The sequence below is a fragment of the Streptomyces sp. NPDC088817 genome, from assembly GCF_044750345.1.
In the GTDB taxonomy this organism is placed as follows: domain Bacteria; phylum Actinomycetota; class Actinomycetes; order Streptomycetales; family Streptomycetaceae; genus Streptomyces.
Genome location: NZ_JBIVJN010000018.1, coordinates 24609 through 40431, shown reverse-complemented (window position 1 = coordinate 40431; position 15823 = coordinate 24609). Strand labels below are relative to the sequence as shown.

The 15823-nt window shown below is 72.5% G+C and carries 14 protein-coding genes; 1 reads left to right on the top strand and 13 read right to left on the bottom strand.

The features are described from left to right. Positions 1–41: 41 nt before the first annotated feature. The 13 genes from ACIP4X_RS28510 to glyA all read right to left on the bottom strand — a co-directional run bounded on the left by ACIP4X_RS28510 (position 42) and on the right by glyA (position 14877). Positions 42–929, bottom strand: a complete 888-nt coding sequence (locus ACIP4X_RS28510) for an SMP-30/gluconolactonase/LRE family protein (protein ID WP_391454937.1) — start codon at positions 927–929, stop codon at positions 42–44. After that, positions 926–2383, bottom strand: a complete 1458-nt coding sequence (locus ACIP4X_RS28505) for an amidohydrolase family protein (RefSeq protein ID WP_391454936.1) — start codon at positions 2381–2383, stop codon at positions 926–928. The genes ACIP4X_RS28510 and ACIP4X_RS28505 overlap by 4 nt, the downstream gene beginning before the upstream one ends. Next, a complete protein-coding gene (locus ACIP4X_RS28500) occupies positions 2380–3255 on the bottom strand; it encodes an ABC transporter permease subunit (protein WP_391454935.1) in 876 nt (291 codons plus the stop codon). Before ACIP4X_RS28500 ends, ACIP4X_RS28505 begins: the two co-directional genes overlap by 4 nt. Continuing rightward, positions 3255–4076, bottom strand: coding sequence for an ABC transporter permease subunit (locus ACIP4X_RS28495; RefSeq protein ID WP_358730142.1), 822 nt, complete (start codon positions 4074–4076; stop codon positions 3255–3257). Before ACIP4X_RS28495 ends, ACIP4X_RS28500 begins: the two co-directional genes overlap by 1 nt. Next, positions 4073–4930, bottom strand: coding sequence for an ABC transporter ATP-binding protein (locus ACIP4X_RS28490; protein ID WP_358730143.1), 858 nt, complete (start codon positions 4928–4930; stop codon positions 4073–4075). The genes ACIP4X_RS28495 and ACIP4X_RS28490 overlap by 4 nt, the downstream gene beginning before the upstream one ends. Further along, complete coding sequence (locus tag ACIP4X_RS28485; protein WP_358730144.1) at positions 4927–5715, bottom strand: amidohydrolase family protein; 789 nt, start codon at positions 5713–5715, stop codon at positions 4927–4929. Before ACIP4X_RS28485 ends, ACIP4X_RS28490 begins: the two co-directional genes overlap by 4 nt. 103 nt (positions 5716–5818) lie before the next feature. Next, positions 5819–6874, bottom strand: a complete 1056-nt coding sequence (locus ACIP4X_RS28480) for an ABC transporter substrate-binding protein (protein ID WP_401351248.1) — start codon at positions 6872–6874, stop codon at positions 5819–5821. Between the two features lie 199 nt (positions 6875–7073). Then, positions 7074–8450, bottom strand: a complete 1377-nt coding sequence (locus ACIP4X_RS28475) for an L-serine ammonia-lyase (protein WP_401351246.1) — start codon at positions 8448–8450, stop codon at positions 7074–7076. Continuing rightward, the gene (locus ACIP4X_RS28470; protein ID WP_401351244.1) at positions 8450–9067 is read right to left on the bottom strand and encodes a sarcosine oxidase subunit gamma; all 618 of its coding nucleotides are present in this window, start codon (positions 9065–9067) and stop codon (positions 8450–8452) included. The genes ACIP4X_RS28475 and ACIP4X_RS28470 overlap by 1 nt, the downstream gene beginning before the upstream one ends. Continuing rightward, positions 9060–11963, bottom strand: coding sequence for a sarcosine oxidase subunit alpha family protein (locus ACIP4X_RS28465; protein WP_401351243.1), 2904 nt, complete (start codon positions 11961–11963; stop codon positions 9060–9062). The genes ACIP4X_RS28470 and ACIP4X_RS28465 overlap by 8 nt, the downstream gene beginning before the upstream one ends. Next, positions 11960–12295, bottom strand: coding sequence for a sarcosine oxidase subunit delta (locus ACIP4X_RS28460; protein ID WP_358730149.1), 336 nt, complete (start codon positions 12293–12295; stop codon positions 11960–11962). Before ACIP4X_RS28460 ends, ACIP4X_RS28465 begins: the two co-directional genes overlap by 4 nt. Positions 12296–12307: 12 nt before the next feature. After that, positions 12308–13528 carry a sarcosine oxidase subunit beta family protein gene (locus ACIP4X_RS28455; protein WP_401351240.1) on the bottom strand — a complete coding sequence of 407 codons (1221 nt, stop codon included), beginning with the start codon at positions 13526–13528 and terminating at the stop codon, positions 12308–12310. Beyond that, entirely contained in the window at positions 13525–14877 is a 1353-nt protein-coding gene (gene glyA, locus ACIP4X_RS28450) for a serine hydroxymethyltransferase (protein WP_401351238.1), read from the bottom strand. Before glyA ends, ACIP4X_RS28455 begins: the two co-directional genes overlap by 4 nt. Positions 14878–14976: 99 nt before the next feature. On the opposite strand from glyA, the gene ACIP4X_RS28445 reads away from it, so the two are divergent. Then, positions 14977–15657, top strand: a complete 681-nt coding sequence (locus ACIP4X_RS28445) for a GntR family transcriptional regulator (RefSeq protein WP_401351236.1) — start codon at positions 14977–14979, stop codon at positions 15655–15657. Positions 15658–15823 lie beyond the last annotated feature (166 nt).

The window sequence follows — 15823 nt, the reverse complement described above, 5'->3', positions numbered from 1 at the left end:
TGCTCGTACGTGGGTCTCCTCGTACGACTCCGGCGTGGGCCTCAGCCCGGGTACGGCGGGACCGGAAGCCCGCACACTCCGACGTCCGCCGCGAACACCGCTCCCGCGTCGGGTTCGGCGGCCAGCCACCGGCCCTCCATCTCGACCCGGCCGGTGGTGACGTACAGCCGGTCGAGCCCGGGACCGCCGAACGCGCAACTGGTCACCTGGCGTACGGGCAACGGCAGCGTCGCGTCATGGCGCCCGTCGGCGTCGTACCTGCGGATCTGGCCGCCCCGCCAGAGCGCGACCCACACCCCGCCCTCGGCGTCCACGGCGAGCCCGTCCGGCACCCCGGCCTCGTCCTCGACGCTCACCCAGGGGCGGCGGTCGCGGGCCTCGCCCGTCGCCGGGTCGAAGTCGAGCACGTCGACGCGCCGGGTCGCGCTGTCCACGAAGTACATCCGGCTGCCGTCCGGTGACCAGCCGAGCCCGTTGGCCACGCTGGTGCGGTCCAGCACCCGCTCCGGAGCCGGGGAGCCCGGCGCCAGCCGGTGGAGGGCGCCGCGCCCGGGGAGCATCTCCGCGTCGAGGGTGCCGAACCACAGGCGCCCTGCCGGGTCCACCCCGGCGTCGCCCAGACGGTTGCTCTCGGGCTCGCCCGGAACGGTGATCGTCCGCTCGACCTCGCCGTCGGCGCCGAGCAGCAGCACACCGTGGCGTGCGGCCACGGCCAGGCCGCCCCCGGCCCTGGGCAGCACCGCGCTCACCGCGTGCCCGAACGTCCGGTGCGAGACCTCGCCGGTCGCGGGCGCGTACCGGTGGAGCCGGCCGCGCAGGATGTCGACCCAGAGCAGTTCGCCCCGGGAGCCGTCCCAGGCGGGACCTTCGCCGAGCTGGTCGCGGGCGCGCAGGACGGGTTCCGCCGGCGCGGGCAGGACGCGGATCACGGCTCCGTCCCCGCGAGCAGGCCGCGCAGCGGCTCCTCGTACGCCGCCAGGGCGTCCAGCCGGCGCGTGCGCGCCTCCCGGTCCGCATCCAGGACCGCCCGCAGACGGGCCAGCGCGGCATCGGCCGCGGGGCGTCCGTGCACCTCTCCCGCCGCCACCAGCGGGCGGCCGGAGCGGAACACGTCGGTGACGTCGGTCGCTTCCGCGCCGCACACGATCCGCTCCACAAGGCCCGGGTCGGCCTTCGCGCCCGTGGTTCCGGCGGCGACACAGATCAGGTCGGCGCGGAAACCGGGGGCGATCCGGCCGAGCCGCCCGCCGTGCCCGGTCGCGGCGGCCCCTCCCTCGGTGGCCATCGCCAGCACCTCGTACGGGGTCAGCGGGCCGCCCGCGCGCTCGGCGGCGGCCAGTGCCGCGCGCATCTCCGCGAACATGTCCGGTGCCGCCGTGTGCTGGCTGTCCATCCCCAGCGCCACGGTCACCCCGGCGTCCAGCCAGGACCGCACCGGGGCGTCGCCGGAGCCGAGCCGCGCGTTCGAGACCGGGCAGTGCACGAGCGCGGCACCGCGCCGCGCCAGCAGCGCGATCTCGGGACCGGTCAGCCAGACACCGTGCGCGGCGGAGAGCCCCGGACCCAGCAGCCCGTGACGGTCGAGCCTGCTCACCGGATCGCCGTCGCCGCCACCGAGCCAGGTGCGCTGGTGGCGGCTCTCCAGCAGATGGGTGTGGAGCCGCGTTCCGCCGCCTGCGCACCGACGCAGCATGTCCAGCGCCTCGTCGGAGCACCACTGCGGCGCCACCGGTGCCACCCCGACGCGCACTCCGGGGCACGAGGGGGCCAACGAGGCCGCCAGGGCCGGCAGGTCCTCCGGAGGGACGCCCCGTTGGGGCGTGGCCAGTGACCGCGGTTCCGGTGCCGGTCCGGGCCAGGACGCCGGCAGCGGCTCGGGCAGGAACTCGGCCCGGTCGGTGATCCCGACCGCGAGTTCGGCCCGCAGCCCGGCCTCGGTGAGCGCGGAGGCGACCGCGCGCACCCCGGCCGCGTAGGTGTCCGCCTCGGCGAAGGTGTGGTGGATCGCCTGCACGGTGGTCACCCCGGTGGCCACCAGGGCCACGGCCGCCGCCAACGCGTCGTCGTACGGGTCGAGGGCGGTGGTTCCGGTGAGCCGTACGACCCAGGTCTCCAAGTCGGCGTCGGCCACGCCCTGTTCGCCGAGCGGCAGGGCACGCAGGTGCGAGTGGGCGTCGGTGAAGGCCGGGAGCACCACGCCGTCGAGTCCGGTCGTGCGTTCGGCGGGTGCGGCGCCGTTCAGTTCGGCGAACGGGGCGACGGCCACCACCGTGCCGTTCTCGACCAGGACACCGGCGTCCCGGAGCGGGACGGCCCGCGCGTGGGTCACCAGGGTCCGGCAGCGCAGCAGCAGCGGGCCGGCGGGAGGCTGGAAGGTGCTCATCGCCGCTCCGCCCAGGGCAGCAGCAGCCGTTCGGCCGGCGTGACCAGGGAGAACAGCAGCCCGGCGACGACCGACGAGGCGAGGATCGCCGCCCACATCGTCGCGGTCTCCAGCGACAGCGCCGCGGTGATCACCAGCTTGCCGAGTCCCCGGCCGCCGATGATCCACTCGGCGGTCATCACACCGAGCACGGCCGAAGGCGCCGCGATCCGCATCGCGTCGAAGAAGGCGGGCATCGCCGCGGGCAGTCTCACCCGGCGATAGACCGTGACCGGCCGGCAGTTGAGCACATGCATCAGCTCCAGCGCCTCCCGTTCGACCGAACGCAGCCCGAGGAGCACGTTGATCAGGGTGGGGAAGAACACGATCAGCGCGGCCACCACGACGGTGAGCGTCGCGCCCCGGCCGAACGCCAGCGTGATGAACGGCGCCAGCGCCACCACCGGGATCGCCCGCAGGGTGAGCGCGAGCGGGTACAGCACGGAGGCGAGGACCGGCGACGCCGAGATGAGCAGCGCCAGCGCGAATCCGGCCGCGTTGCCCGCGGCGAAGCCGCCCAGGACCGCGAGCACGGTGGACTTCACGGCCTCCAGTACCGCGCCCCAGTCGGCGGAGGTGACGATCTCGCTGGGCGCGGGCAGGGCGTACGACGGCGTGCCGGTCACCCGTACGCCGATCTCCCACACGGCGAGCGCCGCCGCCAGCACCGCGGCGGAGGTGACCGGGCCGCGGAGACCGGGCAGGGACCGCCCACGGCGCTTCCCCGTACTCATGGCATCCGCCTGGCCGGCCGGGGCGACGGCACCGGGCGAGGCCGCGGCCTCACCGGGGGAGGGGGCGCCGCCCGGCCGGAAGGGTGTCTGAATCCTCATCAGCGGCGCTCGCTTCCCGCGTCGACCGACGCATGCCACGGGGTGGCGATCCGGGCCACCCATCCGAACGCCGCCGCCAGCAGGCCGGTGATGGCGCTGGACAGCACCAGGGCGGCCCACAGTTGGGGCATCTGATAGCCGAACATCGCGTACAGCAGGGCCAGTCCGAGACCCTGGTCGGCGCCCACCCACTCGGCGATCATCGCCGCGATGAACGCCGCCGGAGCGGCGATCTTCAGGGAGGCGGTGAAGGCCGGGAGCGCGTACGGCAGCCGCAGGTGGCGCAGCGAGCCCACCCAGCCCGTGTTCAGCACCTCGCCGAGTTCGCGCACCCGGCGGTCGGTCGAGCGCAGCGCGCCGGTGAGGTTGACCAGTACCGGGAAGAACGCGGCCAGCAGCGCCACCGCGGCCTTGGAGGTGAAGCCGAGGCCGAGCCAGGCGACCAGCGCGGGGGCGAGCGCCACCACCGGGATGCTGTAGATCATCAGGGAGAGGCGGTACACACCGTCCCCGATCAGCGGCAACCGGTCCATGACCAGGGCCAGCACCACGGCGAGAGCCACCCCACCGACGAACCCGGCCGCGGCCTCCCCGACGGTGGTCAGTGTGTTGCTCCAGTAGGCGGTGCGGCCGTCCCACAGCACACCGAGGATCCGCGACGGGGGCGGCAGCACCCCGCCGGGGCGGTACTCGGTCCGGCCGTACACCTCCCAGGCGGCTAGGAGCGCGCAGTAGACGGCGGCGGCGATCAGGGCCGAGGTGCGGCGGTTCAGCGGCTGCCGCCCGAGGGCGCCCGAAGCCGCCGCGGCGTTCCGGCTCACGGTTCGATCTCCCGGTACACCTCGGTCAGCAGGTCGGTGAGCCGCTGCTCGTAGGCCGTGAACTCCGGAAGCAGCATGGTCTCCGCCGTGCGCGGGCGGGGCAGGTCGATCTCCAGTTCGGCGATGATCCGGCCCGGTCCGCGGCCCAGGACGAACACCTGGTCGGAGAGGAAGACGGCCTCGGACACGTTGTGCGTGACGAGGATCGCGGTCGTCCCGGTCTCCAGCCAGATCCGCTGCAACTCGTCGTTCATCTGCCGGCGCCGGATCTCGTCCAGGCCGTTGAACGGCTCGTCGAGGAAGAGCAGCCGCGGACGCAGGATCAACGCGCGGGCGATGGCCACCCGCCGGGCCATGCCGCCGGACAGCTTCGCCGGCAGCGCCTTCTCGAAGCCTTCCAGGCCGACCAGGCGCAGCAGGTCGCGGGCCTGCTCGCGGCGTTCGTCCTTCGGTACTCCGGCGACCTGCAAGGGCAGTTCGACGTTGGCCAGCGCGCTGCGCCAGGGGAGCAGCACCGGGTCCTGGAAGACGAAGCCGAACTCCGCCGCCCTGCGGGCCTGCGTCGGGGTCCGGCCGAACACCTCGACGGTGCCGGTGGTCGGCTGGACGACGTCGGCGAGGATCCGCAGCAGGGTGGACTTGCCGCATCCGGACGGGCCGATGAGCGTGGCGAAGGCGCCCTCGCGGATGGTCAGGTCGATGCCTTCCAGCGCGGTGAAGGGCGAGCCCCCGACGTCGAAGCGCTTGCCGATGCCCTCGGCGCGTACCACGGCGCCGCTGTCGCCTTCCGCCGACTCCGCCGCCGCTTTCGGGGCCGCGAGGGCCGGACCGGGGTCCCGGCCCGCGGCCCTCATGCCCGGACTCCGTCGTCCGCCGGGGTGCCGGCGCCGGTCGTGCCGGTGCCGCCGTCCAGGCTCAGGAGGCGGGCGAGGTTGGCGCCCTCGACCAGGGCCCGGTCGGCCTCGTCCGGGACGGCCCGGGCTATCTTGGCCCGTTCCAGGTCGAAGTGGCTTCCCGGCCAGTCGGTGCCCATCACCAGACGGGAGGCCCCGAGCCGTCCGTAGGCCATCTGCACCTCGATGAGCTGGGTGCCGGACGTCTCCAGGTAGATGTGCTCGTTGCGTTCGGCGACCAGGATCGCCTCGTTGACGTTCCAGATCGTGCCCATGTGGGCGATCAGCAGGGGCACTTCGGGGAAGCCCTTGGAGATCTCCTCGATGGACAGCGGCGCGCAGAACGGGTCGTCCAGCGCGTTCACCAGGATCACCAGCCCGGCCTCGCGGGCGGCCGAGAAGACCGGGTCGAGCAGCCCGTGGTCGGCGAAGTGGTAGCCGTGCATGGTCGGGTGGAGCTTGAGGCCCTTGAGCCCGTACTCCTGCCCGCACTTGAGGACGGTGTCGACCGCGTCAGGGCGCCGGGGGTCCACCTGGCCGAAGCCGACGATCCGGTCCGGGTGTTCGGCGACCGTCCTGGCGATGAAGTCGTTGTCGATCATCTGGCCGAGGGAGCACCCCACGGCCATGTCGACGCCCGCCGCGTCCATCGACGCGATCATGTTCTCGGGGGTGTAGGACTCGGCCGTGAGGTAGTCCGAAGTCCCCCCGGCCTGCCACACGTTGTTGTACGCGTCGATGATCACGGGTGTTCCACTCCGCTTCGGTTGGTTGTCGGGTACCGGCCGGCCCGCCGGGACACCGCGGGCCGGGACCGGACGGGCCGGGTACGGCCGGACGGGGTCGGGCTCAGGCCAGCAGGGAGGTACGCCCGCCGTAGGCGGCTTCGAGGACGGAGGTGTCCACCACGTCCTCGGCCTTCAGCTTCTTGCCGATCGTGCCGACGTCGACCAACTGGTCGATGATCTTCTGCATCTTGGCCGGGTCGACCTGGAGCACACCCTTGGGAGAGGTGATGAGGCCCTTCTGGAACCTGGCGGTGGCGGCCTCCTCCTCGGGCTTGAGGCCGTTGTTGTTCCACTTCGTCGCCACGAGCCGCCCGATCTCGTCGGGGTGGGCGTTCATGTACTCGTAGCCCTTGATCGTCGCGCGGAGGAACCGCACCAGCTCGTCGTGCTGCTTCTCCAGGTGGTCCCGGGTCGTGATCAGCACGTTTCCGTAGCTGGGGACGCCGAGGTCCTCCAGGTACAGCACGTGGACGTCGACGCCCTGCCGCTGGAGTGCCACCGCCTGGGAGGTGGCGTAGCCGGAGTAGCCGGACGCCTGACCGGTGGTGAGCTGGGTCGGGTCGGTTCCGGCGGGTATGAACCGCACGTTCTTGACGCCGGCCTTCTTCACCAGCGACTCGAACTGCTGTCGTGACGCCTCGGTGACGGCGATCGTCCGGCCGGCGAAGTCCTGGATCGACTTGATCGGGTCGTCCGCCTTGCTGATGATCGAGAAGGGTGAGGTCTGGAAGATCGCGCCGTAGATCACGAGGGGCTGGCCCTTGGCGATGGCCACGAGCACGTTGGTGTTGTCGTCGTCTCCGGTGAAGGACCGGCCGGAGGCCACCTGCTGCCAGGCCAGGATGTTGGGGCCGCCGGCGGTGAACGACGTACTGATCTTCTCCGCCTTGTAGTACCCCTTCGCCTCGGCGGCGTAGAAACCGCCGAACTGGGTGAGTTTCAGCCAGCCGAGCTGGTCGTTGATCTTCAGCAGCCCGTCGGCGGACGTTCCGCCGGAAGAGCTTCCTGAGCAGGCCGTCAGCAGTCCGCCTGCGGCCATCAGGCCGGCGCCGGCCCCGAAGAGCCTGAGAACGTCACGGCGCGCGGGGGCTCCGGGAAATGCGCGTGCTGGGTCCATCCGAATCCTCCACGGGGCGTCAACGAACAGTGCGGTAAGGCCAGGGATCGGTGCAGGTCAGACGGAAGAAATCCGCTGTTCCGTGACGTCATCCTGGCGAACGCCCGGGTGGTCCTCAATGAACAGAATGTCTGCGGATGAAGGGATCACTCAACGAACCGTCCACGCCACGCGGTGTCCGCGTTCATGGCTGAAAATGTCAGCACTCGATGACGTTGACGGCGAGGCCGCCGCGGGCGGTCTCCTTGTACTTGGTCTTCATGTCGCGGCCGGTGTCCCGCATCGTCCTGATCGCCTTGTCCAGGCTGACCTTGTGGGTGCCGTCGCCGGCCAGGGCCAGCCGTGCCGCGTTGATGGCCTTGACGCTCGCGACGGCGTTCCGTTCGATGCAGGGGATCTGCACCAGACCGCCCACCGGGTCGCAGGTGAGGCCCAGGTTGTGCTCGATGCCGACCTCGGCGGCGTTCTCCACCTGTGCGGGGCTGCCGCTGAGGACTTCGCACAGCGCCCCGGCGGCCATCGCGCACGCCGATCCGACCTCGCCCTGGCAGCCGACCTCGGCACCGGAGATGGAGGCGTTCTCCTTGAACAGGATGCCGATGGCGGCGGCCGTCAGCAGGAAGCGGACGACGCCGTCGTCGTCGGCGCCGGGCACGAAGCGCGCGTAGTAGTGGAGCACGGCCGGTACGATCCCGGCCGCCCCGTTGGTGGGGGCGGTGACGACACGGCCGCCCGAGGCGTTCTCCTCGTTCACGGCGAGGGCGAACAGGTTCACCCAGTCCATGCCCCGCAGCGGGTCCGTGCTGTCGTGGCCGGCGGCGTTCAGCTCGCGGTGGAGCGCCGGCGCGCGCCGGGGGACCTTCAGGCCGCCCGGCAGCACGCCCTCGCGCCGGCAGCCGCGGTCGACGCACGCCCGCATGACCGCCCACAGTTCGAGCAGCCCGGTGCGCACCTCGGCCTCGGAGCGCCACGCCCGCTCGTTGGCGAGCATCACCTCACTGATCGCCAGGTTCTCGCGGGCGCAGATCCCGAGCAGTTCGGCACCCGAGCGGAAGGGGAACCGCACGGGCGTGGCGTCCGCGACGACCCGGTCGGCGCCGGTGGCCTCCTCGTCGACGACGAAACCGCCGCCGACCGAGTAGTAGGTGCGGGCCGACAGTTCCCGCCCGTCCGCCGCCAGGGCCCGGAACGTCATGCCGTTGGGGTGGGCGGGCAGGGACTTGCGCCGGTGCAGCACCAGGTCCTTGTCGCTGTCGAAGCGGATCCGGTGCTTGCCGCCGAGCAGCAGGCCGCCGTCGGCGCGGACCTGCGCGACCCGGTCGTCGGACCGGTCGGTGTCGACGGTGGCCGGGTCCTCGCCCTCCAGGCCGAGGACGACGGCCTTGTCGGAGCCGTGTCCCCGGCCGGTGGCGCCGAGCGAGCCGTACAGCTCCGCCCGGACGCCCACCACGTCGTCCAGCAGCCCGTCCCGCTCCAGTCCCTCGACGAAGCGCCCGGCCGCCCGCATCGGCCCCACCGTGTGGGAGGAGGAGGGGCCGATGCCGACCGAGTACAGATCGAAGACGCTGAGGGTCATCAGGGCACCTCGGCGGCCCGGTACTCGCTCATCGCGTCCATGAGCCAGCGGGCCAGGTGGTCGGCGAACGAGGACCGCGGCAGGAGCCGGTACGTCGCCTCGCCGGTCTGCCAGAGCACCACCGGAACCGGTCCGACCTGCGTGGACACCGCCCGGCCGGGGCCGAAGGAGCGGGGGTGCAGGTCCAGGGAGCAGCCCTTTTCCAGCACCGCCCGGGCCGAGGGGCCGGTCAGCTCCAGCGTGGTCCGGTTCGCCGACACGTCGACGACCGAGCCCGGGTCCCCGGCGAGCGCCTCCAGCAACTCGGCGGCGAGCGCGGGCCCGTCGCTGCGGGAGAGCACGAGCCATTCGTCGGGGCCGAGCCAGATCGCGGTGTGCGGGCCGGCCTGCGCGGTCGCGCCGCACCGGTCCGGCAGCGGCGCGCCGAGCACCGGGCCGACGCGGGCGGCCGCGTCCGACGCGGGGTCCACGCGCAGGCTCACCATGGTGACGAAGGGCCACTCGGTGAGCGACACGCCCCGGGCGCCGGTGACGGTGGCGCCGCGCATTCGTTCCTGGAGGTGTGCGAGGGGGCTGCGGCGCAGCGCCGCTGGTCCCGCTTCGATCGGCTCAGCCATCTCGCTTGGTCCCTTCGGGGTCGTAGAGCACGGGTTCGGCCACGAGGACGGGCACCAGGGTGTCGCCGACGGGGGCGATCAGGGTCTCGCCGATGCGGTTGCGCCCGTCGGCGACGAGCGCGAGGGCGAACGGCCTGCCCAGCGCCTGGCTGTGGTAGCTGGAGGTGACATGGCCGAGCATCGGCACGGGACCCGCCTGCGGGGTGACGGGGACGTCGGGCGCGACGATCTGGGAGCCCTCCGGCAGCCGGGTGGTGCCGTCGGCGGGCAGCAGACCGACCAGGTGCTTGCGGTCGGTGCGCGCGGTGTCGGGGCGGCTGAAGGAGCGTTTCCCGATGAAGTCCTTCTGCTTGGAGACCACCCAGGACATGCCCGCGTCCTGAGGGGTGACCGTCCCGTCGGTGTCCTGGCCGACGATGACGTACCCCTTCTCGGCGCGCAGGACGTGCATGGTCTCGGTGCCGTAGGGGGTGATGCCGTGCGGCCGGCCGGCCGCGTACACCTGCTCCCAGACGGCGAGCCCGTACCAGGCGGAGACGTTGATCTCGTAGGCGAGTTCGCCGGAGAACGAGATCCGGCAGACGCGGGCGGGGACACCGGAGGCCAGCGTCGTCTCACGGAAGGTCATGAAGGGGAAGGCGTCGTTCGACAGGTCGAGGTCCGGGGCGAGCCGGGCGACCACCTCGCGGGACTCGGGTCCTACGACCGCGATCGTGGTCCACTGCTCGGTCACCGAGGTGCAGTGGACGTCGAGTTCGGGCCACTCGGTCTGCAGCCACTCCTCCAGCCAGTCCAGTACGCCGGCCGCGCCGCCCGTCGTGGTGGTCATGAAGTAGCGGCCCTCGTCCAGGCGCAGGGTCACGCCGTCGTCGAAGATCATGCCGTCGGGCCTGCACATCACGCCGTAGCGGGCGGAGCCGGGCTTGAGCTTCTTGAAGGCGTTGGTGTAGACGCGGTTGAGGAACTCCCCGGCGTCCCTGCCCCAGATCTCGATCTTGCCGAGGGTCGAGGCGTCCATGAAAGCGACACCCTCGCGGGCCGCGCGGCACTCGCGGGCCACGGCGGCGTCCATGTCCTCCCCCTCCCGGGGGTAGTACCACGGCCGCTTCCACTGCCCGACGTTCTCGAACCGCGCGCCGTGGGCGACGTGCCACCCGTGGACCGGCGTCGTGCGCTCCGGGTCGAACAACTCGCCGCGCTCGCGTCCGGCGAGTGCCGCGAACGCCACCGGGGAGTACGGCGCCCGGTAGGCCGTGGTGCCGATCCCGCCCGGTGCGGAGCCGTCGCCGAGGGCGGCGGCGATCACGCCGATCGCGTTGACGCCCGAGGTCTTGCCCTGGTCGTTGGCGGTGCCGAGCGAGGTGTAGCGCTTGACGTGCTCGACGCTGCGCATGCCGGCGCCGACGGACCGCCACACGTCGGCGACCGTGACATCGCGCTGCAGGTCGACGAAGTGGGTGTCCCAGGCGCCGGGACCTTGACCGGAGCCGTCGTCGGGGGCGGGTACCAGCCACACCGCGCGCACCGGCCCGTGTGCGGTGGCTTCGGGCTCGGCGGGGACGGGCACCGGGAACCCGGCGTCCGTCGCGGCCCGCGCACCGGCCCACGCGCCCTCGGCGAGCGCGCCGTCGAGGGCGTACGTGCCCCGGGCCGCACCGGCGATCCGCTGGTCGCGCACACCGCCGTCGGGCACGAAGGCGGCGAGATCGTCGTCCCAGCGCAGTGTGCCCTGGCGCTGGCTGTGCAGGTGCACCACCGGGCTCCAGCCGCCCGAGACGGCGAGCAGGTCGCAGTCGAACGAGACGGGTCCGCCGGTGAGTTCGCCGCCGTCGTCGAGGCCCTGGACGGTGACGCCGGTGAGGCGCCTCTCGCCCGCGGTGCCGGTCACCGCGCTGCCGGTCAGCACCTCGACGCCGGTGGCCGCGGCGACCTCGGCCGCCCGCCGGGACAGCTCGGGCCGGGCGTCGACGACGGCGGCGATCTCCACGCCGGCCGCGTGCAGGTCGGCGACCGTGTCGTAGGCGCTGTCGTTGGTGGTGCTCACGACGGTGCGCGAGCCGGGCGCCACCGCGTAGCGGTTGACGTAGGAGCGGACGGCGGAGGCGAGCATCACGCCGGGGCGGTCGTTGCCCGCGAACACCAGTGGCCGCTCGTGGGCGCCGGTCGCCAGGACCACCTGGCGGGCCCGGATGTGCCACAGCCGCTGGCGCGAGACGCCCTCGGCCGGGGCGGGGGCGTCGGCGCCGAGGTGGTCGGTGCGCCGCTGCACCGCCAGGACGTAGTTGTCGTCGTAGGAGCCGAAGACGGTGGTGCGGGACAGGACGACGGTCTCGGGGGCCGCCTCCAGGGTCGCGCGGACCCCGGCCACCCACTCCAGGGCGGTCTGCCCGCCGACCGTCTCGGCGCGCCCGGACAGCAGCGAACCGCCGGGTTCGGGCTGGTCGTCGACGAGCATCACGCGGGCGCCGGAGCCGGCCGCCGCGGCGGCGGCCGCGAGTCCGGCCGGGCCCGCGCCGACGACCAGGACGTCGGTGTGCACGTACTTCTTGTCGTAGACGGCCGGGTCCGGGGTCGGGTCGAGGACGCCCATCCCGGACAGGGTCGTGGCGCACAGCCCGTCGTACAGCTCCACGGTGGTGGCGGGCAGCATGCCCTCCGAGCACGGCCCGTCGATCTGGAGCAGCGCGTTGGGCTCCTCGACGCCGGCGGAGACGATGCCGCGCGGCCGGCCCCGGTAGAGGGACGGTCCGGCCTGGACGACACCACCGGCCAGCATCGCGGAGGCGACGGTGTCACCGGGATGGCCGGTCAGCTCCCGTCCGTCGACGGTGAACCGCAGCACGGTGCCGCGGTCGACACGGCCGCCGTGCGGCAGACGGAATTCCTGGTGGGTCATCGGTTCCCTCCGGCCGGATCGGCGGACTGGCGACGGTCGTCGGGCCCGGACAGCCCGGGGATCCCGGGACGGGGCTCGTCGAGCCGGTAGACGGCGAGCACGTCGTAGCTGACGGTGTCCCGCACGACGTTGAACCAGCGGCGGCAGCCCGTGGAGTGCACCCACCGCTCGGCGAAGGGGCCCTTGGGGTTGTCCCGGTAGAAGACGTACTCGGCCCACTGCTCGTCGGTGAGCTCCCCGGCGCTCTCGGGGAAGGGGATGTGGGCCTGTCCGCCGTAGCGGTACTCGGTCTCGTCGCGCGGACCGCACCATGGGCAGTTCAGCAGCAGCACGGTGTCCTCCTCTCAGTGGGCCACGGCCGCGGCGCCGTGCTCGTCGATCAGGGCGCCCGTGGTGAAGCGTTCCAGGGCGAACGGCTTGTTCAGGCCGTGCGGTTCGCCGGTGGCGATGGTGTGGGCGAAGGCCCAGCCGGCGGCCGGGGTGGCCTTGAAACCGCCGGTGCCCCAGCCGCAGTTGACGTAGAGGTTCTCCACCGGCGTGGTGCCGATGATCGGGGAGGCGTCCGGGGTGACGTCGACGATGCCGCCCCAGGTCCGCAGCACATGGGCGCGGGCGAAGATGGGGAACAGCTCGACGGCGGCGGCCATCTGGTGCTCGATCACGTGGAACGAGCCGCGCTGGCCGTAGCCGTTGTACGCGTCGACGCCCGCGCCCATCACCAGCTCGCCCTTGTGCGCCTGCGACACATAGACGTGCACGTGGTTCGACATGACCACGGTGGGGTGCACCGGCTGGTGCAGTTCGGAGACCAGTGCCTGCAGCGGGTGCGACTGCACCGGCAGCCGGAACCCGGCCAGTTCGGCCAGCACGCTGCTGTGCCCGGCGGCCGCCAGACCCACCCGGCCGGCCAGGACACGGCCCCGGCTGGTCTCGACGCCGACGACCCGGTCGCCGTCCTTGACGAACCCGGTGACCTCGCAGCCCTGGATCAGGTCGACGCCCATCTCGTCGGCCCGGCGGGCGAGCGCCCAGGCGACGTGGTCGTGCTTGGCGATGCCGGCACGGGGCTGGTAGGTGCCGCCGAGCACCGGATAGCGGGTGTGGGGCGAGACGTTGACGATCGGGCAGACCTTGGCGACCTCGTCCGTCTCGAGCCACTCGGCGTCGACTCCGTTGAGGCGGTTGGCGTTGACGCGGCGCACACCCTCGCGGACGTCCTGCAGGGTGTGTGCGAGGTTGAGCACGCCGCGCTGGCTGAACAGGAAGTCGTAGTCCAGCTCCTCGGGCAGCCGCTCCCACAGCTTGAGGGCGTGCTCGTAGATGGCCGCGCTCTCGTCCCACAGGTAGTTGGAGCGGATGATGGTGGTGTTGCGGGCCATGTTGCCGCCGGCCAGCCAGCCCTTCTCCAGTACGGCCACGTTGGTGATGCCGTGGTTCTTGGCGAGGTAGTAGGCGGTGGCCAGGCCGTGCCCTCCCGCGCCGACGATGACGACGTCGTAGGAGGAGCGCGGCTCGGGGGTGCGCCAGAGCCAGTCGGGGTGCTCCGGGAGCGGTGCGGCGGTCATCCGGCGGCTCCGTTCCGGTCGGCGGGGTCGGCCGGCTCGGCGGGGTCGGTCGGCTCGGCATAGAGCGGGAACTTCTCGGCGAGTGCGGTGACCCGGTCGCGCAGCAGCAGGGCGCTCTCGTCGGTGAGTTCCTCCTCCTTCAGGGCGCAGGCGATGATGTCGGCGACCTCGCGGAACTCCTCGGCCCCGAAGCCCCGGGTGGCCAGGGCGGGGGTGCCGATCCGCAGGCCGGAGGAGACCATCGGCGGGCGGGGGTCGAAGGGCACCGCGTTGCGGTTGACGGTGATGCCGACGCGGTGGAGGCGGTCCTCGGCCTGCTGCCCGTCGAGCGCGGAGTCGCGCAGATCGACGAGGACGAGGTGGACCTCGGTGCCGCCGGTGAGGACGGAGATCCCAGCCTCGGCGACATCGTCGGCGAGCAGCCGGCCGGCGAGGATCCGGGCGCCGTCCAGGGTGCGCTGCTGGCGCTCCCTGAACTCCTCGCCCGCCGCGACCTTGAAGGCGACCGCCTTCGCGGCGATCACGTGCTCCAGCGGCCCGCCCTGCTGGCCGGGGAAGACCGCGGAGTTGATCTTCTTGGCTAGGGCGGCCCGGCTGAGGATCACACCGCCGCGGGGACCGCCGAGGGTCTTGTGGGTGGTGGTCGTCACGACGTCCGCGTACGGCACGGGGCTCGGGTGGAGGCCCGCCGCGACCAGTCCCGCGAAGTGCGCCATGTCGACCATGAGGTACGCGCCCACCTCGTCGGCGATGCGCCGGAAGGCGGCGAAGTCCAGTTGGCGGGGATAGGCCGACCAGCCGGCGACGATCAGCTTCGGCCGGTGCGCGCGGGCCAGCTCGGCCACCTCGTCCATGTCGACGCGCAGGTCGGACTCGCGGACGTGGTACGGCACGACGTTGTAGAGCTTGCCGGAGAAGTTGATGCGCATGCCGTGCGTGAGGTGCCCGCCGTGCGCCAGGTCGAGACCGAGGATGGTGTCCCCGGGGTCGAGCAGGGCGAACATCGCGGCGGCGTTGGCCTGGGCGCCCGAGTGCGGCTGGACGTTGGCGGCCTCGGCGCCGAAGAGGGCCTTGACCCGGTCGATCGCGAGCTTTTCCACGACGTCGACGTGCTCACAGCCGCCGTAGTAGCGGCGGCCGGGGTATCCCTCGGCGTACTTGTTCGTCAGGACCGAGCCCTGGGCCTGCATCACGGCCGCCGGGGCGAAGTTCTCCGACGCGATCATCTCGAGTGTCGTCCGCTGGCGCCTGAGCTCCGCCTCGACGGCGGCGGCGATCTCGGGGTCCAGTGCAGCCAGGGGGAGGGAGAGGGGGCCGCTGTTCTCCGTCGTGGACGGACTCGCTGCCATAGTGAGCACCACCTTAATATGCGACTGCTCCAACACTGATATATCAGTGTGTGCGGTAACGTAGGACAGACTGACGGAGAGGGTCAAGGGGGTGGCGGAATGAAGCAGGTGGAGGCTTCGGCTTCGCGGAGAACCGGCGAGGAGGAGACGCTCACTCTCGCCGAGCGCGCGTACCGCGACATCCGCGACCGCCTGATCATGCTGGAGATCCCGCCCGGCGCACCGGTGAACGAGGACCTGCTCGCGCAGAGCGTCGGCTTCGGGCGCACGCCGGTGCGCGAAGCCCTCAAGCGCCTGCAGCACGAGCGGCTGATCATGGCCTACCCCCGGCGCGGCACCTTCGCCACTGAGGTCAACATCACCGACCTCGCCCACATCTCCGAGGTCCGGCGTCAGCTGGAGCCGATGGCGGCGGGCCGCGCGGCCGACCGCGCCACCGCCGCCGACCGCCAGGCGTTGGGCGCGCTGCTGCGCGGCCTGGAGGGCGAGGGCACTTCCGCGCAGGGCGCGGACGCCCTCATGCGCCTCGACCTGCGCGTGCACCGGGCCATCTACGCCGCCACCCACAACCCGTACTTCGAGGACACCCTCATCCGCTACGACAACCTGGCCACCCGGATCTGGTGCCTGTTCGTGGACCGGGTGCCGGGCATGGCGGGACACGTCGTCGAGCACGGACCGCTGCTGCGGGCCATCGTCGACGGCGACCCCGAGAAGGCCTCGGAGCTCGCGCTCAGCCATGTCGTGGGCTTCGAGCGGGCGATCCGCGAGGCGATCTGAGCCGCCGGAGGGTGGCGGCCGGCCCCCTCGTGGAGCCGTCGTAGCCTCGCTGCGGCGGCTCTGCTCGTCTGTCTCCGGCACCGCCTGATGTCAGTCCTGTTGCAACCCGAATGCGCGCGGTGCAACGGGGCGAACTCAACACGTCGCCGCACGGTTTTTGGTCGGT